25 protein-coding genes are annotated in these 24,922 nt (G+C 73.6%); 15 read left to right on the top strand and 10 right to left on the bottom strand.

All coding sequences use genetic code 11. The features are described 5' to 3' along the window. Nucleotides 1-385: 385 nt before the first annotated feature. The 3 genes from ACFC1F_RS34255 to ACFC1F_RS34265 all read left to right on the top strand — a co-directional run bounded on the left by ACFC1F_RS34255 (nt 386) and on the right by ACFC1F_RS34265 (nt 2,748). On the top strand, nt 386-1,051 hold the full coding sequence (locus ACFC1F_RS34255; protein ID WP_376164287.1) for a DedA family protein: 666 nt from the start codon (nt 386-388) through the stop codon (nt 1,049-1,051). A gap of 88 nt (nt 1,052-1,139) precedes the next feature. Next, a complete protein-coding gene (locus tag ACFC1F_RS34260) occupies nt 1,140-1,811 on the top strand; it encodes an O-methyltransferase (RefSeq protein WP_376164290.1) in 672 nt (223 codons plus the stop codon). Between the two features lie 37 nt (nt 1,812-1,848). Further along, on the top strand, nt 1,849-2,748 hold the full coding sequence (locus ACFC1F_RS34265; RefSeq protein ID WP_376164292.1) for a Gfo/Idh/MocA family protein: 900 nt from the start codon (nt 1,849-1,851) through the stop codon (nt 2,746-2,748). Between the two features lie 150 nt (nt 2,749-2,898). Here ACFC1F_RS34265 and ACFC1F_RS34270 read toward each other — a convergent pair whose 3' ends face one another. After that, nucleotides 2,899-3,996 (bottom strand): hypothetical protein, encoded by a 1,098-nt coding sequence (locus ACFC1F_RS34270; RefSeq protein WP_376164294.1) that lies wholly within the window; start codon nt 3,994-3,996, stop codon nt 2,899-2,901. A 178-nt stretch (nt 3,997-4,174) separates the two neighbouring features. Beyond that, nucleotides 4,175-5,311 (bottom strand): LUD domain-containing protein, encoded by a 1,137-nt coding sequence (locus tag ACFC1F_RS34275; protein ID WP_376164296.1) that lies wholly within the window; start codon nt 5,309-5,311, stop codon nt 4,175-4,177. Nucleotides 5,312-5,462: 151 nt separating this feature from the next. Here ACFC1F_RS34275 and sigJ point away from each other — a divergent pair, with 151 nt between their 5' ends. Then, nucleotides 5,463-6,413 (top strand): RNA polymerase sigma factor SigJ, encoded by a 951-nt coding sequence (gene sigJ, locus ACFC1F_RS34280; protein WP_376164298.1) that lies wholly within the window; start codon nt 5,463-5,465, stop codon nt 6,411-6,413. Between the two features lie 94 nt (nt 6,414-6,507). Here the strand turns inward: sigJ and ACFC1F_RS34285 are convergent, their stop codons facing one another. From ACFC1F_RS34285 to ACFC1F_RS34295, 3 genes are read right to left on the bottom strand one after another with little or no spacing between them, the layout of a single operon-like run. Beyond that, complete coding sequence (locus ACFC1F_RS34285) at nt 6,508-6,729, bottom strand: hypothetical protein (protein ID WP_376164300.1); 222 nt, start codon at nt 6,727-6,729, stop codon at nt 6,508-6,510. Further along, nucleotides 6,726-6,932, bottom strand: a complete 207-nt coding sequence (locus ACFC1F_RS34290) for a hypothetical protein (protein WP_376164302.1) — start codon at nt 6,930-6,932, stop codon at nt 6,726-6,728. The genes ACFC1F_RS34285 and ACFC1F_RS34290 overlap by 4 nt, the downstream gene beginning before the upstream one ends. After that, nucleotides 6,929-7,288: a hypothetical protein gene (locus ACFC1F_RS34295; RefSeq protein WP_376164304.1), complete on the bottom strand. Its 360-nt coding sequence runs from the start codon at nt 7,286-7,288 to the stop codon at nt 6,929-6,931. Before ACFC1F_RS34295 ends, ACFC1F_RS34290 begins: the two co-directional genes overlap by 4 nt. A gap of 137 nt (nt 7,289-7,425) precedes the next feature. Between ACFC1F_RS34295 and ACFC1F_RS34300 the strand changes: the two genes are divergently transcribed. The 5 genes from ACFC1F_RS34300 to ACFC1F_RS34320 all read left to right on the top strand — a co-directional run bounded on the left by ACFC1F_RS34300 (nt 7,426) and on the right by ACFC1F_RS34320 (nt 12,266). After that, the gene (locus ACFC1F_RS34300; protein ID WP_376164306.1) at nt 7,426-8,259 is read left to right on the top strand and encodes a helix-turn-helix domain-containing protein; all 834 of its coding nucleotides are present in this window, start codon (nt 7,426-7,428) and stop codon (nt 8,257-8,259) included. After that, the gene (locus tag ACFC1F_RS34305; RefSeq protein ID WP_376164308.1) at nt 8,256-8,474 is read left to right on the top strand and encodes a DUF397 domain-containing protein; all 219 of its coding nucleotides are present in this window, start codon (nt 8,256-8,258) and stop codon (nt 8,472-8,474) included. Before ACFC1F_RS34300 ends, ACFC1F_RS34305 begins: the two co-directional genes overlap by 4 nt. A gap of 133 nt (nt 8,475-8,607) precedes the next feature. Next, complete coding sequence (locus ACFC1F_RS34310; RefSeq protein ID WP_376164310.1) at nt 8,608-9,636, top strand: phosphotransferase family protein; 1,029 nt, start codon at nt 8,608-8,610, stop codon at nt 9,634-9,636. Then, on the top strand, nt 9,636-10,847 hold the full coding sequence (locus ACFC1F_RS34315; protein ID WP_376164312.1) for an acyl-CoA dehydrogenase family protein: 1,212 nt from the start codon (nt 9,636-9,638) through the stop codon (nt 10,845-10,847). Before ACFC1F_RS34310 ends, ACFC1F_RS34315 begins: the two co-directional genes overlap by 1 nt. A 132-nt stretch (nt 10,848-10,979) precedes the next feature. Next, the gene (locus ACFC1F_RS34320) at nt 10,980-12,266 is read left to right on the top strand and encodes an alpha/beta hydrolase family protein (RefSeq protein ID WP_376164314.1); all 1,287 of its coding nucleotides are present in this window, start codon (nt 10,980-10,982) and stop codon (nt 12,264-12,266) included. Between the two features lie 70 nt (nt 12,267-12,336). Here ACFC1F_RS34320 and ACFC1F_RS34325 read toward each other — a convergent pair whose 3' ends face one another. Next, nucleotides 12,337-12,750 carry a helix-turn-helix domain-containing protein gene (locus ACFC1F_RS34325; RefSeq protein WP_209414257.1) on the bottom strand — a complete coding sequence of 138 codons (414 nt, stop codon included), beginning with the start codon at nt 12,748-12,750 and terminating at the stop codon, nt 12,337-12,339. A 94-nt stretch (nt 12,751-12,844) separates the two neighbouring features. Between ACFC1F_RS34325 and ACFC1F_RS34330 the strand changes: the two genes are divergently transcribed. Further along, nucleotides 12,845-13,711, top strand: coding sequence for an NAD(P)H-binding protein (locus ACFC1F_RS34330; RefSeq protein WP_376164316.1), 867 nt, complete (start codon nt 12,845-12,847; stop codon nt 13,709-13,711). An 85-nt stretch (nt 13,712-13,796) separates the two neighbouring features. Here ACFC1F_RS34330 and ACFC1F_RS34335 read toward each other — a convergent pair whose 3' ends face one another. From ACFC1F_RS34335 to ACFC1F_RS34345, 3 genes are all read right to left on the bottom strand, one after another. Next, entirely contained in the window at nt 13,797-14,768 is a 972-nt protein-coding gene (locus ACFC1F_RS34335; RefSeq protein ID WP_376164318.1) for an NADPH:quinone oxidoreductase family protein, read from the bottom strand. Then, nucleotides 14,765-15,544: an SDR family oxidoreductase gene (locus ACFC1F_RS34340; RefSeq protein ID WP_376164320.1), complete on the bottom strand. Its 780-nt coding sequence runs from the start codon at nt 15,542-15,544 to the stop codon at nt 14,765-14,767. Before ACFC1F_RS34340 ends, ACFC1F_RS34335 begins: the two co-directional genes overlap by 4 nt. Before the next feature lie 131 nt (nt 15,545-15,675). Continuing rightward, nucleotides 15,676-16,434 carry an SDR family oxidoreductase gene (locus ACFC1F_RS34345; protein ID WP_209414261.1) on the bottom strand — a complete coding sequence of 253 codons (759 nt, stop codon included), beginning with the start codon at nt 16,432-16,434 and terminating at the stop codon, nt 15,676-15,678. A 267-nt stretch (nt 16,435-16,701) separates the two neighbouring features. On the opposite strand from ACFC1F_RS34345, the gene ACFC1F_RS34350 reads away from it, so the two are divergent. Beyond that, the gene (locus tag ACFC1F_RS34350) at nt 16,702-17,331 is read left to right on the top strand and encodes a TetR/AcrR family transcriptional regulator (RefSeq protein WP_376164322.1); all 630 of its coding nucleotides are present in this window, start codon (nt 16,702-16,704) and stop codon (nt 17,329-17,331) included. A gap of 91 nt (nt 17,332-17,422) precedes the next feature. Here the strand turns inward: ACFC1F_RS34350 and ACFC1F_RS34355 are convergent, their stop codons facing one another. Beyond that, nucleotides 17,423-18,346, bottom strand: coding sequence for a class I SAM-dependent methyltransferase (locus tag ACFC1F_RS34355; RefSeq protein ID WP_376164324.1), 924 nt, complete (start codon nt 18,344-18,346; stop codon nt 17,423-17,425). Nucleotides 18,347-19,186: 840 nt separating this feature from the next. Between ACFC1F_RS34355 and ACFC1F_RS34360 the strand changes: the two genes are divergently transcribed. The 4 genes from ACFC1F_RS34360 to ACFC1F_RS34375 all read left to right on the top strand — a co-directional run bounded on the left by ACFC1F_RS34360 (nt 19,187) and on the right by ACFC1F_RS34375 (nt 24,808). After that, on the top strand, nt 19,187-20,770 hold the full coding sequence (locus ACFC1F_RS34360) for an MBL fold metallo-hydrolase (protein WP_376164326.1): 1,584 nt from the start codon (nt 19,187-19,189) through the stop codon (nt 20,768-20,770). A gap of 96 nt (nt 20,771-20,866) precedes the next feature. Beyond that, on the top strand, nt 20,867-21,925 hold the full coding sequence (gene hppD, locus ACFC1F_RS34365) for a 4-hydroxyphenylpyruvate dioxygenase (RefSeq protein ID WP_376164328.1): 1,059 nt from the start codon (nt 20,867-20,869) through the stop codon (nt 21,923-21,925). Further along, a complete protein-coding gene (locus ACFC1F_RS34370; RefSeq protein ID WP_376164330.1) occupies nt 21,922-24,450 on the top strand; it encodes an aminotransferase class I/II-fold pyridoxal phosphate-dependent enzyme in 2,529 nt (842 codons plus the stop codon). The genes hppD and ACFC1F_RS34370 overlap by 4 nt, the downstream gene beginning before the upstream one ends. Before the next feature lie 145 nt (nt 24,451-24,595). Then, nucleotides 24,596-24,808 carry an MbtH family protein gene (locus ACFC1F_RS34375; RefSeq protein ID WP_209414267.1) on the top strand — a complete coding sequence of 71 codons (213 nt, stop codon included), beginning with the start codon at nt 24,596-24,598 and terminating at the stop codon, nt 24,806-24,808. Nucleotides 24,809-24,922: the final 114 nt, after the last annotated feature.

The raw sequence follows: 24,922 nt of genomic DNA on the forward strand, positions 1-24,922 counted from the left end.
GTGCACCACCGTGCCGGGCCCGGCCGTCGGCGAACGAGGTCCGGACCACCTCGCGCAGCCGCCCGCGATGCCGCGGGCCGTGGACGCGGAGGGCGGGACCGGCTCCGGACCGCCGGTCCGGACGTCACCGGCAGGCGGTGGCGCCTGTCCGGCCCGCCCGGCGCGCACGACGTACGGCGGCCTGGGCGGATGCAGGAACCACCGCGATGCGTCGTACGTCGTAGTGGGGGGTGATCGGCCAGGGGGACAGGCCGCCTCGGCACGTTAGGCTTCACTTTCGGGGTGCGGCCTGGGTGCCGCCATCGGATCGACGCCGAGTCCGCCGGCCAGGCACCGCCGTGTGCCGCCGCCACCGCGGCTCGTCCTGCCACGGAGGTAACCGGCCTTGCACATCGACGCCTGGATCGAGAGCGTCCCGCCGACCGCGGTGTACGCCTTGGTCGCCCTGATCATCGGGCTGGAATCGCTGGGCATCCCGCTACCCGGTGAGATCGCCCTGGTCACAGCGTCCCTGATGTCGGTCAAGGGTGTGGTGAGCCCGTGGGGCGTCGCGGCCTGCGCGATCGCGGGCGCGATCATCGGCGACTCGATCGGTTACTCGATCGGGCGCAAGGGAGGCAAGCCGCTCTTCGAGAAGCTGGGACGGAGGTTCCCCAAGCACTTCGGGCCCGCGCACCTGGCCACCGCCGAGCGGTCGTTCCAGAAGTGGGGCATGTGGGCGGTCTTCTTCGGCCGCTTCATCGCCCTGCTGCGCATCTTCGCCGGTCCGCTGGCGGGCGCGCTGAAGATGCCGTACTGGAAGTTCCTGATCGCCAACGTGCTGGGCGGCATCGTCTGGGCCGGCGGAACGGCGCTGCTGGTCTACAAGGTCGGCAAGAGCATCGAGCCCTGGCTGGCCCGGTTCTCCTGGGCGGGCCTGGGCGCGGCGCTGGCCATCGGCCTGATCTCGGCCTGGGTGATGAAGCGGCGGGCCGCCAAGACCCACGCCCGGATCGAGGCGGAGGAGGCGGCTGCGGCGGCCTCGTCCGTCAACGCCACCGTCGCGGAGTGACGGAGCGCTCCCAGCGGCAGTCCCGGTGTTGTCGGGCCCCGGAGTAGCATCAGCAGGTACCTGCCGATCTTGCACTCTGGAGGGCCCGATGGCACAGCAGCCGACGTGGGACGCCGTGGACGCGTACTTCTCCGAGCAGCTGGTCGGGCACGATCCGGCGCTGGAGGCCGCGTCCGCCGCAGCCGACGCCGCCGGGCTGCCGCGCATCGCCGTCGCCCCGAACCAGGGCAAGCTGCTGCACCTGCTGGCGCTCACGTCCGGTGCCCGGCGGATCCTGGAGGTCGGAACGCTCGGCGGCTACAGCGCGATCTGGCTGGCCCGGGCGCTGCCTGCCGACGGCATCCTGATCACCCTGGAGATCGATCCGAAGCACGCGGAGGTCGCTCGGGGGAACCTCGCGCGCGCCGGACTGGAGAGGCTCGCCGAGGTCCGGCTGGGCCGGGCCGCCGACACGCTGGCCGCCATGGTCGAGGAGCGTGTGGAGCCCTTCGACCTGGTCTTCATCGACGCGGACAAGCCGAGCAACCCCGAATACTTCCGCCGGGCGCTGCAGCTGACCAGGCCGGGCTCACTGATCATCGTGGACAACGTGGTGCGCGGCGGCGCCGTCGCCGAGGCCGACAGTACCGACCCGGGCGTGATCGGGACGCGCGCGCTGCACGAGCTCGTCGCCGCCGAGCCGGGAGTCAGCGCGACCTCGGTGCAGACCGTCGGCAGCAAGGGCTACGACGGCTTCATGCTGGCCCGCGTCCAGGGCTGACGGCAGCGTACGCAAGGCAAGGAAGAAGAGGGACTGTATGCGGATCGGACTGCTGGGCACCGGCCCCTGGGCGGCGCGGGTGCACGCGCCCGTCCTGGCGGCGCACCCCTCCTACGAGTTCGCGGGTGTCTGGGCCCGCCGCCCCGAGGCGGCCGACGCCCTCGGCGAGGCGCACGGCGTCCCCGGGTACGCGGACCTCGACCGGCTGCTCTCCGAGGTGGACGCCGTCTCCATCGCCCTGCCGCCGACCGTCCAGGCCGACCTGGCGGTGCGCGCCGCCGAGGCCGGCTGCCACCTGCTGCTGGACAAGCCGGTCGCGCTGACCGTCCCGGACGCCCGGCGCGTCGTGCGGGCCACCGGGGCGCACGGCGTCGCCTCCGTGGTCTTCTTCACCGTCCGCTTCGGCGGCGAGCAGATCCCGTGGATCGAGAAGCAGGCCGCGACCGGGGGCTGGTTCACCGGGCGCTCCGACTGGCTCGGCTCGGTGTTCGCCCCCGACAGCACCAGCCCGTACGCGGCCTCGCCGTGGCGCCGGGAGAAGGGCGCGCTCTGGGACGTCGGCCCGCACGCCCTCTCCGTGCTGCTCCCGGTCCTCGGGGACGTCACCCTGGTGACCGCCGTGGCCGGCCCGCTGGACACCGTCCACCTGGTGCTGCGGCACGCCGGCGGCGCGTCGAGCACGCTCGCGCTGAGCCTGACCGCGCCGGTCGCGGCCGGCGGCACGGGCATGGAGCTGCGCGGCGAGTCCGGCGTCGTCCACCTCCCCGAGCGCGGCGAGGGCCCGGTCGCGGCGCTCCACCGCGCCCTGGACGCCCTGGCCGAGTCCGCCCGCACCGGCGAGCCCCACCCCTGCGACGCCGCCTTCGGCCTGCGCACCGTGGAGATCCTCGCCGCCGCCGAACGCTCCCTCGCCGCCGGCGGCCCGGTGGAGGTCTGAGCCCCGGAAGCGGGTGACTCCCCGGTCCACCCGAGCCCCTGGTCCACCTGGGCCCCTGGTCCGCGCCGTTCTCGGCCCGGCCCCGGCCCGGCGCTGCCCCCGCCCTGGCCCGCCCCGGCGCCGCCGCTCAGCGCGCGGCGTCGCCGACGCTCACCCCTTGCCGATGACTCCCGGGCGGCGGTCGGCCGGGCGGGCCGGGGGGATGGCGGGGGCGTGGAAGTCGCGCGGGCCGGTCCACAGCGTCGGGACGGCGTCGCTGCGGCGGGCGAGCTCGTAGGCGAGCGCCTCGTAGTTGACGCGCCAGCCGTGGAAGTGCGGCCAGGCGTCGGCGGTGGCGCGTTCGCGGGGGAAGCCGGCCGCGGTGATCATGGCGACGGCGGCGTCGAACTCGGTGTAGGTGAGGCGGATCGGGGTCTCGGGGGACGGGTCCGGGTCGAAGTCGACGCGCAGCGAGCGGGCGATGTCGCGCAGCGCGGTGAACCCGGCGCGCAGGACGAGTCGGGCCTCCGGCGGGGCCGAGCGCGGATTGATGGCGAGGTGGATGGCGGCCGCGTCCATCACGGCGACCAGGCCGACCACCCAGCTGCGGTTCGGCTGCGGGGAGCGGAAGGAGAGCAGCACGGGGTAGTTGGAGTGGCTCTCGCCGATGTCGGCGGCGAGCCGCTCCCAGTCGCGGTAGAGCTGGGGGAGCGCGTTCTCGGTGTCCACCAGGGACTGGCGGGCCAGCAGCTCGGGCCCCCAGGCGGGCTCGCCGGCCCGGGACTGGAGGAGCGTCACCTCCACCTCGCGGCGGTTGTAGGCGCCGTACAGGGTGGGCAGGTAGGCGATCTGAAGGGCGATCACCAGGGGGCCGCTGGCGGCGGCCATGAAGTCGATCGCGGAGAGGTGGAGCCGCTCCCCGCTGGCGAAGCCGAGGGTGAAGAGGCTGGAGCCGGCCTCCCGGAAGGCGACCGCCCAGTTCAGCTCCGAGGTGCCGTGCAGCAGCAGTGTGTAGGCGACCAGCATGGCGCCCAGCCAGACCCCGAGCATGCCGACCAGGATGAGCGGCGCGAGCCAGGTCTGCGCCCGGTCCTGCGCGCGGTAGGTGCCGAACGGCGTGGCGGAGAGCCGCAGCAGCGTCCGCAGCATTCGCCAGAGCCGGTGCACCAGGGCGGAGTACAGGCCGCGCGGGACGACGAGCGTGCGCAGGATGCTGCCGATGGTCAGCAGCAGGAGAAGTACGCCGGCCAGGGTGTGGATCAACCTCATGCCGCCATTCTGACGGTCGGGTGAGGCGGCCGGGGTCACAGGGTGCGCCGCCGGTCGCCGGGGAACCGGCCGGGACGGTCGCGTGGTGATCGAGGTGTCGACGCAGAAGGACGGCGCCCCGCCCCGTCCCAGTGCGGGGCGCCGTCCGGTCCACGGCGTCCCACCGCGGCGCCGGATGTCAGAAGCCGACGGCCTCGCGCAGCAGCAGGACGGTGCCGCGCCCGGGCTGCGGCTCGGCGTTGAGGACGAGCAGACGGTTGACCGCGCTCGGCTGCCCGTAGGCCGCCTGGGCGCGCACGTTCTCCAGCGGGAGGGCGTGCTCCTCGACCCGGCGCAGTGCGGTGTTCAGGTCGGGCACCACCTTCTGCGCCCCGACGATCCAGATCGCCTTCGCGGCGCCGCCCGCGCAGGCGGGCAGCTGGCTGCCGCTGCCCGAGGCGATGACGAGGGCGCCGGTCTCGGTCACGGCCGCGACGCTGGCGACGAAGACGTCCGGGGTGGCCACGAGCCGGCGGATCCGGTCGGACTCGGTGGCGCGGTCCATCGTCAGCACGAGCGGCCGGACGGCCCGGTAGCGGTCGCCCTCCTCGATGTCCTGCGCGATGCCGGAGAGCCCGAGCGTCTCGCTGGCCCCGGTGAACACGCTCGCGCCCTCCGGTATCAGTTCCCTGACGCGGACGCGGGCCGCCGCGGCGTCGTCGAGCAGTTCGGCGGCGAAGCCGTTCGCCCGCAGTGCCGCGACCGCCCGGTCCAGCCGCTCGGCGGACGCAGGAGCGCCGAAGTCGTCGGCCGAGCCGGTGGCCGGCGCGTCCGCCCCGGCGGCCTCCGAGGCCGGGCCGGCGTCCCCCGTCTCACCGGTGCTGTGCGCCTGTGCGTCCGGGCCCGGCGCGAAACCCCGCAGCGGGGTCGTGTCGACGTACTTGACCTCGTAGACCCGCTCGGTGAACCTCCAGCCCTCCGGCGTCCGCCGGTAGCTGTCGTGGTAGACGGCGAAGTTCAGGCCCGAGCGGCCGTCGAGCATCCGCGCGACCTCCTGCATGTAGGTGCGGCCCGTGGCCGTGTCGCCGTCGAGACGGATCACGCCCGGGTGGCTGTTCTGCACGAAGAAGTCCCACTGGGCCTGGAGGCGTTCGCCCCCGGCCAGGATCGCCTCCCGGCCGACGAACTCCACCGGGACGTTGGGCATGCGCAGCACGCCGTCGGGGGTGAACAGCGCGGAGAGGCGGGCGCGGTCGCGCATCATTGCCGCGTCGGAGAACTCGCCGCGCAGCGCCTCGATCTCGACGCGGTCGGCGATCTCCTGGAAGTCGTTCATGTTCGGCGTCCTGTCCTGTGGCCGGTGTGTTCCCCTTCATCCGGTCCGACAACGCAGCCCCGCGAAATGTGAGGCGGGCCGCCGACCTCACATTCCGCCGCTCTGCTTCGTCGTAGTGGAGAGGGACCGAGAACGAGGAGCCGGAGAACACATGACCACCCCGCGGGAACAGTCACAGCGGCAGGCCGAGGAGCAGCACGACCCGGGCCTGGAGACGATCATGAGCGAGCGGCGGCAGCTGCTCAATCTCGGCTACCGGATGCTCGGCTCCCTGGCCGACGCGGAGGACGTCGTCCAGGAGACCTACACCCGTTGGTACGCGATGTCCCCGGAGCAGCGGGAGGCCGTCGAGTCACCGGGCGCCTGGCTGACGACGGTGGCCAGCCGGGTCTGTCTGAACCTGCTCGGCTCGGCGCGCAGCCGGCGGGAGACCTACGTCGGGGAGTGGATTCCGGAGCCGCTGCCCGACCCGGCCGAGTGGATCGCCGGGGCGGGGGGTGGCGTCGGCGGGGACCCGGCCGACAGGATCACCCTGGACGAGTCGGTGACCATGGCCTTCCTGGTGGTGTTCGAGTCGTTGACCCCGGCCGAGCGCGTCGCGTTCGTGCTGCACGACGTCTTCCGCTACCCGTTCGCCGAGGTGGCGGAGATCGTCGGCCGCAGCCCGGCGGCGTGCCGTCAACTGGCGTCCTCGGCCCGCCGTCGCATCGCCGCGCGGACCGAGGCGAGCCCGGACACGGCACGGCAGGCGAGCGTCGTCCGGCGGTTCAGGGCGGCCTGGGAGGCGCAGGACATCGAGGCCCTGCTCGGCCTGCTCGACCCGGGCGCCACCGCGGTCTCCGACGGTGGCGGCCGCGTCGTCGCCCACCTGCTGCCGGTCGAGGGCGCGGAGCAGATCGCCCGCCTCTATCTCACGATCGCCCGGCTCGCGCCGCCCCGAACGATCCTGGAGCGCACCGTCAACGGGCTGCCGGGCCTGGTGATCGAGTCGCAGGGCCGGATCGAGACGGTGTTCTCGTTCGAGGTCGCCGAGGACGACCGGATCACGCGCATCTGGGCGGTGCGCAACCCGGACAAGCTCCAGCCGTGGCAGCTGTCCTGACCGTCCTCCGCCGGGGCGATCTCGTTGGTGTCGGTGATGGTGTGACAGCCGCTCGTCGCCTTGTGTCGGAGACGAGCGGCGGCTTGGCGAGAGGTCAGGAGCGGATGGGAAGTCCGAGCAGGTACGTCTGGGCGGACGCGAGGGAGTAGAAGCGCCTGATCCGGTGGGAGGAGCCCGGCACACGCAGGTACTCGTGTCGCGAACGGTCCCGGATTCCCCAGCACTCCAGCAGGAGGAAGTGCGGGCTACGGGAGTCGATCAGGCGGATCTCGTACCGGCCGGGCGGGGCGGGCGGATCGCCCGTCGCGCTGGTCACCGCTCAACTCCGCTTTCGGGAGCGGGTGTTCCGTTGTCGCGCACCCACGCCTGCGCGTGGTCGTAGGAGTGGAAGCGCAGGGGCTCGGGGTGCGTCGGGAGGGCCTTCACCAGTGCGCCGGTCGCGCGGTCGCGGACGACCCACACCGGGTACGAGGCGCCGTCGGGGGCGCCGGCGGGGACGATCCCGTACCGGTCGGTCACCGACGGGTCACCTGGAGGAAACCGCCTGCCTTCTCGACCTGCCGGGCGAACTCGTCGTACTCGCCGTCGATGGGCGAGATGGTGGCCTTGCTGGCGACGAGGATCGCGCCGGCCCGCTGGTCCTTGACGCGCTGAAGGGCGGCCTGGAGGCTGGACCGCCGCTCCGGGGGCGTCTCGGTGTCGTCGTCCAGGACGGTGAGGGAGACGTCCCAGTTGAAGGCGTGCGCGTACTGCTCGCAGCTGCGCATCTCCAGTTCGGGGAAGGCGGGGCTGTTCTTGGACAGGTAGATCACGACCTGGAAGCTCTGCGCGGAGCTGCTCAACTCCGGCTTGCTGCTTCGACTGCTGAGGGGCATGGGTGTCTCCGTGGTAGCGCATTGCATCCGGTTTCTCACCGGGCGTAGCCATGGTGGCGTGTTGGCGCTTACGATCGGAAGGCTTTCCCACTTGACAGTCTGCGCCGTGGGACTCGGGCGGCAGTGGAGGTCTGATTATGCGTGAGGCGCAACTCGATCCGTCGGTGTCTCCTCTTGCGGCCTTTGGGGCCCAACTTCGCAGGTCACGCAAGGCTGCTGGGTTGACCCAGGCCGAGCTCGGCGCCAGGACGGCATTGAGCGACAGTCAGGTCTCCAACCTCGAAAGAGGTACGCGCAGTCCCACGCTCGACTGGGTTGTTGCCGCGGACCGGGCACTGGGGACCGATGGGACTCTGGAGTTGACCTACTGGAGCCTCAGTGGTGGGGGGTCTCTCCTGGAGGGCTTTCCGGAGTACGTGGCGCAGGAGGCAAAGGCCGTTGAGCTGCGGCAGTTCGAGCTTGGCGTTGTCCCCGGTCTGTTCCAGACCAGGGCCTACGCAGAGACGTTGGCGGCCGCTGATGTGCGAAGAGGGGCCATCACGACGGATGATGCCGAGGCGCGGGTCTCGTACTTGCTGACTCGTCAACAACGGCTTGAGGGCAAGAATGTGCCGTTCGTCCATGCAGTGCTGGACGAGAGCTGCATTCGAAGGCTTGTTGGCGGCGCGGCTGTCATGAGAGAACAGCTTGACCGTTTGGTGGAGCTGTCCGAGCGCCCGCGGACCATCATCCAGGTGGCGCCCTTCTCTCTGGGTGAGCGCAGGTCTCTCGCCCTGCCGGTGGTGCTGCTGACCATGCCTGACCGCGGCATGCTGGGATACACGGAGTCGCAGGAGCGCGGCTTTCTGACCAGAGAATCTGAGACGGTCACGGCGTGGGCCAGGGACTACGATCGGCTTCAGGTGGGCGCCAGTTCGGATGTGGCGTCCGTCGATATGATTCGCGCAGCTCGGAAGGACCTCCGATCATGACTCGCACCGACCACGTGGCTCTGACCGGCGCAGCCTGGGTCAAGTCCAGCTACAGCCAGAACGGCGGGAACTGCGTCGAGGTCTCGCCCGACTTCCCCAGCGTCGTGCCCGTCCGTGACTCGAAGGACCCCGAGGGGCCGGCGCTCCTCTTTCCCGTCGAAGCGTGGCGCTCCTTCGTCGCCGCGACCGTCGCCGGCGAGTTCGGCGACGTCTGACGTACGACCCGCCCCCGACGAACCCCCGGACCATGTGGCCGGGGGTTCGTCGCATTGACAGGGGGATCGCTCGGCTGGATGCTAAGCAAGCGCTTAGTCAATGCGACGGAATCGACCCCCGAGGAGCCGCCCGATGCCCGAGACCCCTGCCGACCCGCCCGGCCTGGACCTGGCCCGGCTCCGGGCCCACCTGGACCGCGAGCTGCCCGGTGCCGTCCAGGGGCAGCTTCGGGCCGAGCTCGTCGAGGGCGGCCGCTCCAACCTCACCTACCTGCTCACCGACGGCACGGCCTGCCGCGTGCTGCGCCGGCCTCCGCTCGGGCACGTCCTGGCCACCGCCCACGACATGGGCCGCGAGTACCGGGTGATGACCGCCCTGCGCGACTCCGGCGTGCCCGTCCCGCGCACCCTGCTGATCGACCCCGGGACCGACGTGCTCGGCGCGCCCTGGTACCTCATGGAGTACGTGTCCGGAACCGCCCACCGCGATGCCGCGACCCTCGCCGCCCTCGGCGAGCAGCGGGTGCGCGCCCTCGGCCGGCGGCTGGTGGAGACCCTCGCCGCCCTGCACCGGATCGACCCGGCCGACGTGGGCCTGGCCGACTTCGGCCACCCGGACGGCTACCTGGAGCGCCAGCTGCGCCGGTGGTCCAAGCAACTCGCCGCCTCCCGCAGCCGGGACCTGCCCGAGCTCGACCGGCTGCACGCCCTGCTCGCCGAACGGCTGCCCGTCTCCCCGGCGCCCGCCCTCGTCCACGGTGACTACCGCCTGGACAACGTGCTCGTCGACGACGCCGACGCGATCACCGCCGTGCTCGACTGGGAGATGTCCACGCTCGGCGACCCGCTCACCGACGTCGGCCTGCTGGTGATGTACACCGAACTCGCGGGTGTCGGCGGCGGCATCATCCCCTCTGCCATGGCCGCGCAAGGCTTCCCGAAGCCGGACGAAATCGTCTCGTACTACGCCGAACTGACTGGACGTCAGGCCGCCGACCTGGACTGGTACGTCGCCTTCGCCTCGTTCAAGCTCGCCGCCGTCGCCGAGGGCATCTTCTACCGCTACCAGCAGGGCCGCACCCTCGGTACCGGCTTCGAGCGCGCCGGCGAGATGGTGCCCGTCCTCGCCCGGCACGGCCTGAGCACCCTCAAGGAGAGCTGATGGACTTCGCCCACGACGCCCGGACCGACGAACTCCGCGAGCAGATGCTCGCCTTCATGGACGAACACGTCCACCCCGCCGAGCCCGTCCTGGAGGAGCAGCTCGCCGACCCGGACCGTCCGCACTGGGACATCCCGCCCGTGGTCGGAGAGCTCCAGGCCGAGGCGCGCAAGCAGGGGCTCTGGAACCTCTTCCTGCCGGGAGAGCACGGCGCCGGCCTCACCAACCTCCAGTACGCGCCGCTCGCCGAGATCACCGGCCGCAGCCCGCAGCTCGCGCCGCCCGCCCTCAACTGCGCCGCCCCCGACACCGGCAACATGGAGCTGCTCGCCCAGTTCGGCTCCGCCGCGCAGCGCGAACAGTGGCTCGAACCCCTCCTCGACGCCCGGATCCGGTCCGCCTTCGCGATGACCGAGCCCGACGCCGCCTCCTCCGACGCCGCCAACATCGCCACCCGGATCGAGCGCGACGGCGACGAGTACGTCGTCACCGGCCGGAAGTGGTACATCACCGGGGCGATGAACCCGCAGTGCCGGATCCTCATCGTGATGGGCAAGACCGACCCCGACGCCGAGCCGCACCGCCGGCAGAGCATGGTCCTCGTCCCGCGCGACACCCCCGGCGTCACCGTCCGGCGCGGGATGAAGGTGTTCGGCTACGACGACTCCGACCACGGCGGCCACGCCGAGATCCACTTCGACGGCGTCCGCGTCCCCGCCGCCAACCTGATCGGTGAGGAGGGCTCCGGCTTCGCCATCGCCCAGGCCAGGCTCGGGCCCGGCCGCATCCACCACTGCATGCGCGCCATCGGCATGGCCGAGCGCGCCGTCGAGCTGATGTGCCGGCGGACGCTGGACCGGGTCGCCTTCGGCCGGCCGCTCGCCGAACAGGGCGTCGTCCAGGACTGGATCGCCGAATCCCGCGTCAGGATCGAGCAGCTCAGGCTGCTCGTCCTCAAGACCGCCTGGCTGATGGACACCGTCGGCAACCGCGGCGCCCACACCGAGATCCAGGCCATCAAGATCGCCACTCCGAGCACCGTCGAATGGATCCTCGACAAGGCCGTCCAGGCCCACGGCGCGGCCGGCGTCAGCCAGGACACCGCGCTCGCCCAGCTCTGGGCCGGCAACCGGACGCTGCGCCTCGCCGACGGACCGGACGAGGTGCACAAGCGCTCACTGGCCCACCGCGAGCTCCGGCGGTACCGCTGACCTGCGTCATACCCGGGTAGTACCCGGCGGGTTGGCACCGCGGTATGACGTCCGCCCGCCACCTCGGCCCGTACTGTCGGCGTACGGGCCGGCCGGAGGCGGCGGGCGGACGACACGGGGAGCAGGGAGACCATGCGCACACGGGGACACGGACGGGCGGCACGGACGGGCATCGCCGCGCTGGTGGCGGCGACGGCGCTGCTGGGCGCGGCGGCCGCACCCGCCGCGGCGGCCGGGGCACCGGTCGTGACGGAACGCCAGGCACAGGCCGCACTGCCGCAGCCCACCGGTCCCTACGCCGTCGGCACCACCGCACTGCACCTCACCGACCTCGGCCGGCAGGACCCGTGGCAGCCCGACCGGCTCCGCGAGCTGATGGTCAGCTTCTGGTACCCGGCCACCCGCCCCGCGTACGGCGACGAACGGGCCCGCTACATGGAGCCCCGCGCCGCCGCGCACTTCGGTGGCAAGGACGGCGCCGCCGTCTTCAACTACGGGACGGATCCCGGCCGGACGGACTGGTCCGGCGTCCGCACCCACGCCCGGCAGGACGCACCCGTGCTGCCCGGCGGCGGACCGCGCCCTGTGGTGCTCTACTCGGCCGGACTCGGCGACCCGCGCACCTGGGGCACCGGCCTGGTCGAGGACCTCGCCTCGCGCGGCTACGTCGTCGTCACCGTCGACCACCCCTACGACGCCTCCGAGGTGGAGTTCCCCGACGGCCGCCTCGTGGAGTCCGCCCTTCCGGGCCTGGCCGGGCCCGGCACCGACATCGGCGCCCTGCTGCGCAAGGCCCTGCAGACCCGGGTCGACGACACCCGCTTCGTCCTGGACGAACTCGCCGCGCTACGCACCGACGGGCGGCTGCCGGCCCGCCTGGCCGCCTCGCTCGACCTCACCCGGATCGGCATGGCAGGCCACTCCGCGGGCGGCTTCACCGCCGCCCAGACCATGCACGACGACCCCCGGATCGCGGCCGGCGTCAACCTGGACGGCCAGTTCCACTTCCCCGGCCCGGACGGAACCGGCGTCCACCTGGGCAGCGTCGCCGAGGACGGCCTGGACCGCCCGTTCCTGCTGATGGGCACCGGGAGCGAGGACTCCGGCGACTACCACCACCAGCCCGGCTGGGACGCCTTCTGGCAGCACACCCGGGGCTGGAAGGCCGACGTCACCCTGACCGGCTCCCGGCACGGCTCGTACACCGACGCGCAGTCGCTGCTGCCCCAACTCGCCCGCCAGGGCGCGGTGCCCGGCGACGCCCTGCGGGCCGACGTCGGCGACATCCGCCCGGACCGGGCGGTGCTCGCCACCCGGGCCTACGTCGCGTCCTTCTTCGACCGCTGGCTGCGCGGACACGACGACCACCTGCTGGACGGGCCCTCGCCGCGCTTCCCGGAGATGGAGTTCGCCCGGTAGGACGGAGCCTCAGCGGATCCCGGCGGAGCCTGAGCGGATCCTGCGGAGCCCAGCCGATCCCGGCGGAGCCTCAGCGGATCTCCGAACCCGGATTGGCGGCGTCCCAGTCCCGCCGGGAACCGACGATCGCGTCGTGGTGGTCGTAGGACCAGTCCGCCATCGCCCGGACCAGGTGGGTCAGGCTGTGGCCGAGCGGCGTGAGCGCGTAGTCCACCTGGGGCGGGACGGTCGGGTGGACGGTGCGCGACACCAGGCCGTCCCGCTCCAGCCGGCGCACCGTCAGGGTCAGCATCCGCTGCGAGATCCCCGTCACGGCGCGCTGGAGCTCACGGAACCGCCGGACGCCCTGGGCGAGTTCGACCAGCACCAGGACCGACCACTTGTCGCCGAGCCGGTCCAGCAGGTCACGGATCCCGCAGTCCACCCCGTCCTCGCACCAGACCACCGGCCGGGGGGTGGTTACCGCGGTGTGCCCCACTGACATGAAAGTGCCTCCTTACGCCGGAACCCCAGGCTACCGAGGATGGTCGCAGGGCAGGGCGCCGAGCCGGGCGCCCGGAAACCAACCTGGAGGAACCATGCTTCTCGTGACCGGTGTCAACGGCGGACTCGGCGCCCTCGTGCTGGAGCGGCTGGCGAAGCTCCCCGGGGGCCTCGACGGCGTCGTGGCCGGCAGCCGCACCCCCGACCGGACCCCGGTGGCCGGCGTCCCGGTCCGGACGGTGGACTTCGACCGGCCCGGGACGCTGGCGGAGGCCTTCACCGGGATCCGGACATTGCTGCTGATCTCGGCCGGCTACGGCGAGGACGACGTGGTGGTCGCCCGGCACCGGGCGGCCATCGAGGCCGCCGAGCGCGCCGGCGTCCGGCACGTCGTCTACACCAGCCTCTCCGGCGACGGCGACCACCTGGGATACGCGGCGGCCCACCGCTGGACCGAGCGCCGGCTGCGCGCGTCGACGACCCTGAGCTGGACGATCCTGCGCAACGGCCTCTACGCCGAACTGCTGGGCGTCCTGGCCGCGCCCGACCAGGACGGCGTGATCACCGCGCCGCTCGGCGACGGCGGGCTGGCCGCCGTCGCCCGCGCCGACCTCGCGGAGGTCGCGGCCACCGTGGCCCTGGCCCCGGCCGGGCACGCCGGGCGGGTCTACGAACTGGTCGGCGAGCAGGCAATCGGTGGAGCGGACGTCGCCGCGGCGCTCGGCCGGGCCACCGGCCGCCCGGTCGCCTACCGCCCCGCCACCCTCGCCGAGGCCCGCGAGGCGGTGGCGGCGTCGGGCGCGGCGCCCTTCCAGGTGCCGATGGTGCTGAGCACCTACTCGGCGGTCGCCCACGGCTTCCTGGACGGCCGTCAGCTCGACAACGCCCTGCCCGCCCTCCTCGGCCGCGCGCCGCGCCCGGCCCTCGACGTCATCGCCGGGGGCGCGGGCGCGGCCCGGTGACCGGGCCTCACTCGCCGAGGACGACCACCGCCAGGCGATCCGGCCTCACTCGTCGGGGGCGCGGGCGCGGCCCGGTGACCCGGCCTCACTCGCCGAGGACGACCACCCGTCCGGTGCTGCGCCCGTCCGCGACCCGCTGGACGGCGTCGGCCGCCCCGGCCAGCGGCAGGCGGGCGCTCACCAGCGGGCGGACCACACCGGCCCCGGCCAGCGCGGTCAGCTCCTCGTGCGCGGCCAGGACTGCCTGCGGGTCACGGGAGTTGTAGAGGCCCCAGTGCAGGCCGAGGATGCCGTAGTTCTTCACCAGCGCGTGGTTGAGCGCCGCCGCCGGGATGTCGCCGCTCGCGAACCCGACCACCACGATCCGGCCCTCGAAGGCGACACACCTGGTCGAGCCGGTGAACGCGGCGCCGCCGACCGGGTCGAAGACCACGTCCGCGCCGCGCCCGCCGGTGGCCTCCTTGATCGCGGCGGTGAAGTCCACGGCCGTCCGGTCCACCACCAGGTCCGCGCCCAGCTCCCGGGCGACGGCCGCCTTGCCGGGCCCGCCGACCACGGCGATCACCCGCGCTCCGGCCGCCCGGCCGAGCTGGACCGCCGCACTGCCGACCCCGCCCGCGGCCGCGTGCACCAACAGCGTCTCGCCGGGCCGCAGCCCGGCCCGGCGGTGCAGGGCGAACCACGCGGTCTGGTAGCCGATGTGCAGGGCGGCGGCCTCGGCGTCGTCCAGCGGCCCGGGCGCCGGGAACGCGGCCGCGGCCTCCAGTAGCGCGTACTCGGCGAAGGCGCCGCCGGGCAGCACCGGGTTGCCGATCACCCGCTCGCCCGCGCGCTCCCCGGCCACCACCTCGCCGCACAGCTCCACCCCGGGGGTGAACGGCAGCGGCGGGCGCACCTGGTACTGGCCCCGGACCATCAGCGCGTCCGGGAAGTTGACGGCGGCGGCCCGCACCCGGACCAGCAGCTGCCCCGGCCCGGGGACCGGCCGCGGGACGTCCCCGACGAGCCGCATGGCCGCCCGGGGCTCGCCCAGCTCGGTGACCTGCCAGGCCCTCACAGGGCTCCACTCCTTTCCAGCCCCTGCTGGAGCCGGTTGACACCGGCCAGCCAGCGGTCCGGGTAGGTGGCGCGGACGGCGTAGTACTCGGCCACCTCGGGGTGCGGCAGGACGAGGAAGCGGTCCCGGCGCAGGGCGTCCAGCGTGGCCTCGGCGACGTCCTTCGCGTCCAGCGCGGTCGGTGCCAGCAGCGCCTCGCCGACCGCACCGGTCGAGGCGAGCATGTCGGTGCGCACGCCCTGCGGGCAGAGCGCGTGGACGCGCAGGCCGCGGTGACGGTAGGTGAGCGAGAGCCACTCGGCGAAGGCGACCGCCCCGTGCTTGGTGACGCCGTACGGCGCCGAGCCGAGCATGGTGAGCAGCCCGGCGGCCGAGACGGTGGCCACGAACCGGCCGGTGCCGCGTTCCAGCCAGCGGGGGAGCAGCAGGTCGGCGGCCCGGACGTGGGCGAGCACGTTGACCTCCCAGGCGCCCGCCCAGACGTCGGCCGGGGCGCCGGCCCCGCCGACCGGGGCGACTCCGGCGTTGGCGCACCAGACGTCGATCTCGCCGAGCGCCTCGCGGGCCCGGCCGACCAGGTCGGCGAGGCCCTCCGCCGAGGCGGCGTCGCCGGGGGCGGCGGTGCCGCCGATCTCGGCGGCCACCGCGCGGGCGGCCGCGGCGTCCAGGTCGTTGACCACCACCCGGGCGCCGGCCGCCGCGAAGGCGCGGGCCAGCGCGGCGCCGATGCCCCGGCCGGCGCCGGTGACCACCACGCCCTGGCCGGCGAAGTCCACCGGCTCCCCGGCGGCGGTTCCCGTTGTGTCCCCGGCCCCGGCGCCGGTTGCCTCTCCGGCCCCGGTTGCCTCTCCGGCCCCGGTCACGTCGTCGGTCACATCCCCGGTCACGTCGGCGTCCCCGGCCCCGCTCACAGCCCGCCGCCCAGGGTCACGCCGCCGTCGACCACCAGGGTCTGGCCGGTGATCCAGGCGGCGTCGGAGGAGAGCAGGAACGCCACCGCGCCCGCGACGTCCTCCGGCACGCCGAGCCGGCCCAGCGGATAGGCGGCGGCGACCTGCTCCTCGCGGCCCTCGAACAGCGCCTCGGCGAACCTGGTCTTCACCACGGCGGGCGCGACGGCGTTGACCCGGATGCCCTGGCCGCCGAGTTCGGCGGCCAGCTCGGTGGTGAGCCGGATCAGCGCGGCCTTGGACACCCCGTACATGCCGATCCCGAGCGAGGACCGGATGCCGGCGACGGACGCGACGTTGACCACCGAGCCGCCGTGCTCGCCCATCCAGGCGGCGTGCGCGCGGCGGGTCCAGGCCAGCGGGGCCAGCACGTTGACGGCGAGGATCTTGGCGGCGGCGCCCTCGTCGGTGTCCAGCACCGGGCCGTGGATCGGGTTGATGCCGGTGTTGTTGACCAGGTGGTCGAGCCGTCCGAAGGCCTCCAGGGTGCGGGCGACCGCCTCGTCCTGGTGGGCCGGGTCGTCGGCCTTGCCCGCGATGCCGATGGCGACCTCGGGGCCGCCCAGGTCGCGGACGGCCTCGGCGAGCGGCTCGGCGTTGCGGGCGGTCAGGCAGACCCGGGCGCCGCGCGCGACCAGCTCGCGCGCGATCCCGAGGCCGATGCCCCGGCTGGATCCGGTGACGACGGCCACCTGGCCCTTGAAGGAGTGCACCACGGAGGGTCCTTTCGCGTGGTCCGGCCGGGGGGTGGCCGGTTGGTGACGCTCGTGACTAAGCGCTTGCTTAGCATGCTGTCGGTGGGGGACCCTGTCAACAGGCCCCGGCACCCGCCCGCCACCGGTCCGCCGGGCCGCACGCCACACCGCGGCGTCCACCCGTCGGTGACGGCGGCGGCGTCCGTGACCGACCGCGGAGTGCCGCCCGTGACCGCTGGGGCCCGTGCGACCTGAATGCCTGTACGACCGATCTGGGAGGATGGCGCCATGACCAGCACGCCCATCGCCGACCTCTGGCCCACCCTGCCCGGCGGCGCCGACGCCCGCCCCGAGGCGGCGTACCGGCTGCTCCAGGCCGCCGTCGAGTCCTTCGCCGAGCGCGGCTTCCACGCCACCACCACCCGGGACATCGCGACCGGCGCCGGCATGAGCCCGGCCGCGCTGTACATCCACTACCCGTCCAAGGCCGCCCTGCTGGCCGAGATCAGCCGGGCCGGGCACGCCGCCACGCTGGAGCTGGTCCGGACCGCGGTGGCCGGCGGGGCAGACCCGGTGACCCGGATGCGGCGGCTCGTCGAGGAGTTCACCGCCTGGCACGCCCGGGCCCGCACGGTCGGCCGAGTGGTCAACTACGAGCTGCACGCGCTGCCCGAGGACGCCTACGCGGTGGTCGCCGCGCTGCGGCTGGACATCGAACGCGAGGTGAGCGACCTCATCGAGGCGGGCGCGGCCACCGGTGACTTCGAGGTCGCCGAGGTGCGGACCGCCGCCCGCGCCGTCACCTCGCTCGGCATCGACGTCTCGCGCTGGTACACCGGGCGCAGCAGCGAGACGCCGGAGGAACTGGGCCGGCGCTACGCCGAGCTGGTGCTGCGGATGCTCGGCGCGCGCGTCTGACGGACCCCGCGACGGACGTCGGCGGCCGGGGCCGGGGCCGGAACCGGGGCCGGGGCGAGAACGGTGGCCAGGGCCGGAGCCACGGCAGGGGCTACGGCTTGACGGCGGTGTGCACGTACCAGGAGACGTAGTCCCGGATCTGGTACATCTCCACCACCGACCGCATGCCGAGCCACCGCTCCGCCGGGCCGAACAGCCGCAGCAGCGCGTACGGCGCTCGGAAGTACGCGTAGAGCGCGTCCGAGGTCGGGCGGTAGCGGGCGGTGGCGTCGAGCGCCTCCTCGATCCGGAAGCCCGCGCCGATCAGCAGCTCGTTCAGGCTCCGGGTGTCGTAGCGCTTCGCACCGGGGAAGGACATGGCGTCCAGGTACGGCCCCAGCACCGCGCGGCCCTCGGGGCTCATCTCCTCCCGCGGGGCCCCCACCGGGCCCAGGATCACCAGCCGGCCGCCCGGCCGCAGCACCCGGTGGAACTCGGCCAGGGCACGCGCCGGGTCGTAGGCGTGCACCAGGGTCTCCATCGAGTACGCGCCGTCGAAGGAGCCGTCGGCGAACTCCAGGTCGTGGTAGTCGCCCCAGGAGAAGGTGGTCCGGTCCTCCAGCGCCGCCCGGACGCTCAGCCGGCGGGCCTCCCGGACGTGGAAGTCCAGCACGTCCACGCCGGTGACCCGCACGCCGAACCGCTTCGCCAGCTCCCGTGCCACCACGCCCGACCCGCAGCCGGCGTCCAGCACCCGCGAGCCGGCGGGCAGGGCCAGCTTCCGGCCCAGGACGCCCTCCAACTGACGCTGCGCCCGCCAGCAGCGCCACTTGGACTGGCCGGGCTCGGTCCACCCCCAGTGCCGGGCGTTGCGGCAGACCGCCCGGTAGAAGAGCCTGCTGCCCGGCCGCCCGTAGACGCGCCGGAGACCGGTGAGATCGAGCTCGCCACTGACCATCTGCACCCGCCAGGTGTTCCGGAGTCCGCTGCTGCCGTGGTGGCCGCTGTCGTCGTCGCCGACTGCCGCCGCGGTCAAGCTACCGAGGCCGCCCCGGCAACGGCGCGGGGCGCGCGGGCCGAGCCGCCCGGTTGGGTGTGCCCCCGGTCCGGTGCGGCCCGTCGGCCGCCCGGCCGGGTGGCGTCGTCTCCGGCACGGTCTGTCCGTCAGAGCCCGTCCGTCAGTGCCTGTCCGTCAGAGCCTGCCCGTGACGGCCGGTCGGTGACGGAGGGCCGGAGGTGTCGCGCCCCGGAGGCGACGGCCACGGGCGGCTTCCCGCGCGGACGGGTGGTGATGAGCCCCCGCAGCCGGCGGCCACGGCGACCGGTGCCGCCGGGGCGTTCGCAGCGGCCCGCGGGCCGGCCGGCGTACGGACGCGGGACGCACCCCGGGCGACCCTAGCCCACCACGTCCGGCCGTGGCATGCCCGCGGACGACTGTTCGACCCGCGTGCGGCCACCACGCCGCCACCACGCCGCCACCACCCGGCCGTCACGCCGCCGGCCCGCCGCCGTCACGCCCGCCGCCGTCACGCCCGCGGCCGGTCGGCCGTGGACGGGCCGGCGGGGCGCGCGCAACCGGCCGGGGTGTTCAACGGAGGCTCTGCGGCGGTTGAACGGCGGTGCGCGGGGCCGGGGGTTGTTCGCGTGGTGGAGGTGGGGTCATCCTGCTTCGGGAGCGGGGCGGGTGCCCCGGGGCGGGCGGTCCGGGGGTTCATCTGTGGGGGCCCTCTTCCTCTGCGGGGACCCCTTTTCCTTCGGGCCCGCGGCCGTCCTCCGTGTGGTGTCTCCGTGGTCCGGGCGGCGTGTCCGCCGGGGCGATTCGTGTCTGGTCGGGTCTGGTCGGGATCTTTTCCCTTTTCTTGGAGGGTGGGCGTACATGGCTGAGGAGCAGTTGTTTCTGCGGTCGAAGGCGATTGTCGAGCCGCTGATCGACAGGTTTTTCGCCTGGCCGTACACGATGGCTCCGGTGCAGTCGGCGATGAATCTGGCGTTCCTCCAGGTGCCGCTGCTGGAGTCGTACCTCCAGTCGCCGCAGGTGCACGTGGCGGCGAGCAGCAACCCCGAGCTGCGCGGCGGCTACTTCATCAACATCCCGGAGGAGCGGGCCGACGAGGTGCGGGACCTGCTCGCCGCGATCAAGCGGGACCGGGCGGACATCCTGAAGTTCGCGGAGGCGATCGCCGAGGGCCAGGAGCTCCTGCGGGCGAACGCGACCGGCTTCGACCTGACCCCGCTGTACCCGAAGCTCCCGGCGGAGCTGGGCGGCCTGGTGGAGCTCGCCTACGACACCGACAACCAGGCGCAGATGCGCTTCATGGAGCCGGTGGTCTACAAGAGCAAGGTCTACCAGGAGTCGCGGCAGTCGCTTCAGCTGTCCCTGGAGACCGGCGTCGAGCGGCCGTTCGTGCTGAGCACGCCGCGGCTGACGTCGCCGGACGTGCTGGAGCTCGCGATCCCGTTCCGGCACCCGGGCCTGGAGGAACTGTTCAGGACGCGGGTGCGGCCGACCACCCTGGCTCACCTGCGCGAGGCGCTGGAGCTGGACGACGCGCAGGCCAAGCAGCTGTCGGGCCTGCTGACCGACCGGCCCTCAGGGGCGGAGGACCGGCACATCGAGGCGGGCGGGCGGATCCGGTACTTCGGCCACGCGTGTCTGGTGCTCCAGACGCCGCAGGCGGCGGTCGTGACGGACCCGTTCATCAGCGCGGACAGCACCGCCGGCGACCGGTACACCCTGGACGACCTGCCGGACTACATCGACCTGGTGGTCATCACGCACGGCCACCAGGACCACATCGTGCTGGAGACGCTGCTCCAGCTGCGCGGACGGGTCGGGGCGATCGTCGTGCCGCGGTCGTCGCGCGGCAACCTGGCCGACCCGTCGATGGCGCTGGCGCTGCGGCACCAGGGCTTCCCGGTGATCGAGGTCGACGACTTCGACGAGGTGGAGTTCCCGGGCGGCAAGGTCACCGCGACGCCGTTCCTGGGCGAGCACTGCGACCTCGACATCCGGGCGAAGTCGACGTACTGGGTCGAGCTGGCGGGCAAGAAGGTCTTCGTCGGCGCCGACTCCTCGGGGATCGACCCGGCCCTGTACCGCTACATCAAGGGACACCTGGGGACGGCGGACATCGCGTTCCTCGGCATGGAGTGCGACGGTGCGCCGCTGACGTGGCTGTACCAGGCGCTGCTGACGATCCCGGTGACGAAGAAGATGAGCAACTCGCGCAAGCTGTCGGGCTCCAACGCGGAGCAGGCGGCGGCGATCATGACGGAACTGGGCGCGGGCGAGGCGTACGTGTACGCGATGGGCGAGGAGGACTGGCTGGGGCACGTGATGGCCACCACCTACACCCCGGACACGTACCAGATCAAGCAGATCGAGGAGTTCCTCACCTGGTGCAAGGACCGCGGCATCCCGGCCGGGCACCTGTTCAAGCAGCAGGAATGGCGCTGGTAGCAGGCTGAGGGCGGGGGTGCCGGACGGCCGCGGTCCGGCGGGCCGGCACCCCCGCCGAGGCGCCGATCGTCCACCGGCCCTTTCAGGAGGTTTCCCATGGCCGTGCAAGACATTGCGTATGTGGAGTTGTACACCCGGGACAAGGTGTCCACCGTCGACTACTTCGAGTCGGCGATGGGCTTCACGCGGGTCGCGGACCGCGTCACGCCGGACCGCAGCTCGGTGCTGCTGCGCCAGGGCGGTGTGCAGCTGGTCGTCAGCTCGGGCCGCGGGATGTGGCGGTTCCTGGACGAGCACGGGGACGGCATCGCCGACATCGCGTTGGTCTGCGACGACGTGGTGGCCACCCGGGACGCGGCGGTGGAGGCCGGCGCCGAGCCGGTCGGGTCCGACGAGCGCTGGCCGGTGGTGTCGGGGTTCGGCGAGGTCTGCCACACCCTGCTGTCGCCCGCTGCCGCCGCCGGGCTGCCGGCGGGCTTCCGGTGGCACGGCGCACCGGCCGGCTCCGGTACGGCCGGCGGCTCCGGGACGGCGGCCGGTTCCGGTACGGCGGGTGCGGGCGGCGTGGTCCGGGCGCTGGACCACATCGCGGTCTGCCTTGAGGGCGGTGCCCTCGACCGGTACGCCGACTTCTACCGGGACGCCTTCGGCCTGGAGCGGTTCTCCTCGGAGTACGTCGCCGTCGGCGGGCAGGCGATGGACTCGGTGGTGGTGAGCAGCGGGTCGGGACGGGTGGTGTTCACGCTGGTGGCGCCCGATCCGGCGCGGGAGCCGGGCCAGCTGGACGCCTTCCTCGCCCGCAACGGCGGCCCCGGCGTCCAGCACCTGGCGTTCCTGGTCGACGACATCGTGCCGGCGGTCCGGGACTTCCGGGAGCGCGGCGTGGAGTTCCTGGCCACCCCGGGGACGTACTACGAGATGCTCGGCGACCGGTTCCCGGAGATGGGCCAGGAGATCGCGGAGCTGCGCGAGGCGCAGGTGCTGGCCGACCGTGACGAGTGGGGCTACCTGCTCCAACTGTTCAGCCGCTCCCCGTACGAGCGGAACACGCTGTTCTTCGAGCTGATCCAGCGCCGCGGATCGCGTGGCTTCGGCAGCTCGAACATCCGGGCGCTGTACGAGGCCGTGGAGCGTGACCGGCTGGCCGCGCAGTGACCGGCGGGGCCGACGGGCGGCTGCTGACCCTGGCCGACTACGGCGAGGCCGCGTCGGGGACGCTGGACGCCGGCGCCTGGGACTTCCTGGAGGGCGGGGCCGGCGGGGAACGCACGCTGGCGGCCAACCTGGAGGCGTTCGAGCGCGTCCGGCTGCTGCCCCGGTTGCTGGCCGGCGTGGCGCGGCCGGAGCTGGGGACGCGGATCCTGGGACGCCGTTGGCGGATGCCGGTGGGCATCGCGCCGATGGCCTACCACACGCTGGCCCACCCGGCGGGGGAGACGGCCACGGCGCTCGCCGCGGGGTCGGCCGGCGTGCCCCTGGTGGTCAGCACGTTCGCTGGGCGCACGTTCGAGGAGATCGCCCTGGCGGCCTCCGCCCCGCTCTGGCTCCAGGTGTACTGCTTCCGCGACCGGTCCGTGACGCGCCGTCTGATCGAGCGGGCGGCGGCGGCGGGGTTCGAGGCGCTGGTGCTGACGGTGGACGCGCCCCGGCTGGGCCGGCGGCTGCGGGACCTCCGCAACGGTTTCCGGGTGCCGGCCGGCGTCGGGCCGGCGAACCTGGAGGGCGGCGGGTACGAGGAGCCGGGCGCGCACGCGCTCGCCGAGTTCGACGCCACGCTGGACTGGTCGGTGATCGACTGGCTCCGGTCGGTCAGCACGCTTCCGGTCCTGGTCAAGGGCATCGTCACCGCCGCCGACGCCACGCGGGCGCTGGCCGCGGGCGTCGACGGCCTGGTGGTGTCCAACCACGGCGGGCGGCAGCTGGACGGCGCCCCCGCCACGCTGGACGTCCTGCCGGAGATCGCGGCCGCGGTCGGCGGCGCCTGTCCGGTGCTGCTGGACGGCGGGGTGCGGCGCGGCGCGGACGTGCTGGCCGCGGTGGCACTGGGGGCGGACGCGGTGCTGGTGGGCCGCCCGGTCCTGCACGCGCTGGCGGTGGGACGGGAGCAGGGCGTGGCCGACGTCCTGGGCATCCTGGCCGACGAGTTGACCGAGACGATGATCCTCACCGGCACGCCGTCGGTGGGGGACGCGGGCACCGGACTGGTGCGGCTCGCCCCGCCCGGGCACACCTCCGGGTACGGCGCGCCCGGGCACACCTCCGGGTACGGCGCCTCCGGGTACGGCGCGGTGCCGGTACTCCGTGAGCCGGTGGGTCGCGAGCCGGCAGGTGGTGAGCCGGCGGGCCGTGAGCCGGTGGGTCGTGAGTCGTCCGAGGGGATGCCGGGCCCGGGCCTGAGGCGCGCGGACCTGCACGCCTCCGTGTCGGACCCGGTCCTCGACACGATGAACTTCCTGAACGAGATCACCCACCGCTACCCCGACGCAGTGTCGTTCGCACCTGGCCGGCCGTACGACGGCTTCTTCGAGACGGAGCAGATCTTCACCCACCTGCGCCGGTACCTGGAGCACCTGGAGGAGGGCGGGGCGTCACCCGGGCAGATCCGCTCGGCGCTGTTCCAGTACGGACCGACCAGCGGGCAGATCCGTGAGCTGGTCGCGCAGTGGCTTCGGCGGGAGGAGGACGTCGACGTACCCCCGCAGTCCGTCGTCGTGACGGTCGGCGCGCAGGAGGCGATGTTCCTCGCCGTGCGGGCGCTGATCTCCGGGCCCGACGACGTGCTGCTGGTCTCCAGCCCCTGCTACGTCGGGATCACCGGCGCGGCCAGGGTGCTGGACGTGGCGGTCGGCGCGGTCGCGGAGGGCGCGGACGGCTTCTCGTGCACGGCCCTGGAGGCGGCGATCCTCGCCGAGCGGGCGCGCGGACGCCGCCCCCGCGCGTTCTACGTGATCCCCGACCACTCGAACCCCTCGGGTGCCACGCTCACCCTGAGCGCCCGCCGGGAGCTGCTGGAACTGGCGGCCCGGCACGACATCCTGATCCTGGAGGACAGCCCGTACCGGATCGTCAGCCCGGGCGCACAGCTGCCCACCCTCAAGTCCCTGGACCGCGAGCGGCGGGTCGTCCATCTGGGCTCGCTGTCGAAGACGCTCTTCCCTGGCGCGCGGGTCGGTTTCGTCGTCGCCGACCAGGTGGTGACGGGCCCCGACGGCACCGAGGGTCTGCTGGCCGACGAGCTCACCCGGATCAAGAGCATGATCACGGTGAACACCTCGCCGGTGAGCCAGGCGGTCGTCGCCGGCATGCTGCTCGCGGACCCGGAGGAGGCCTCGCGGCTGAGGGCCAGGACGGCCGCGTACTACGGCGACGCGATGCGCGTGACCCTCAAGCAGCTCGCCGAGCACCTGCCGTCGGTCGAGCGGGCCGCACTGGGAGTGCGCTGGAACGAGCCCACCGGCGGCTTCTTCCTGACCCTGTCGGTGCCGTTCCGGGCGGACAACGCGGCGCTGACCCGGTCGGCGGAGGAGTTCGGGGTCATCTGGACGCCGATGTCGTACTTCTATCCGGAGGGCGGCGGAGAACACGAGATCCGCCTCTCCGTCAGCTACCTGACCCACGAGGAGATCGCCGACGGGGTCGGCCGGCTGACGCGGTTCATCAAGGCCCAGGCCGGCGCCTGAGCCCCCGACCACCTGCCCGATTACCCGCCCGGAACCTGTCCGGGTACCTGCCCGGAACCCGGGACGGCACCCGCCCGGGCATGCGCCCGAGCACCCGGCACGGCCCGGGCCCGGGCCGTCCACAACACCGAGAAAGGGACAACCCATGGCGAACCCGTTCGACGATCCCGACGCCTCCTTCCTGGTCCTGGTCAACCACGAGGGCCAGCACTCCCTGTGGCCGGTCTTCGCCGACGTGCCCGAGGGCTGGAACACCGTCTTCGGCGAGGCGCCCCGTCAGGACTGCCTGGACTACATCGAGAAGTCCTGGACCGACCTGCGGCCCAAGAGCCTGATCGAGGCCATGGCCAAGGACTGACCCCGCGGGGCGAGTCGGGCAGACCACCCGGGGGGCCGCCTCCGCGGCCCCCCCCCCGCGCCGGGCGCGGGCGCGGTAGCCCCGCCCCCGAGCCCCCCCCCCCCCCCCCCCCCC

This window comes from Kitasatospora sp. NPDC056181 (assembly GCF_042266225.1).
Taxonomy (GTDB): Bacteria; Actinomycetota; Actinomycetes; order Streptomycetales; family Streptomycetaceae; genus Kitasatospora.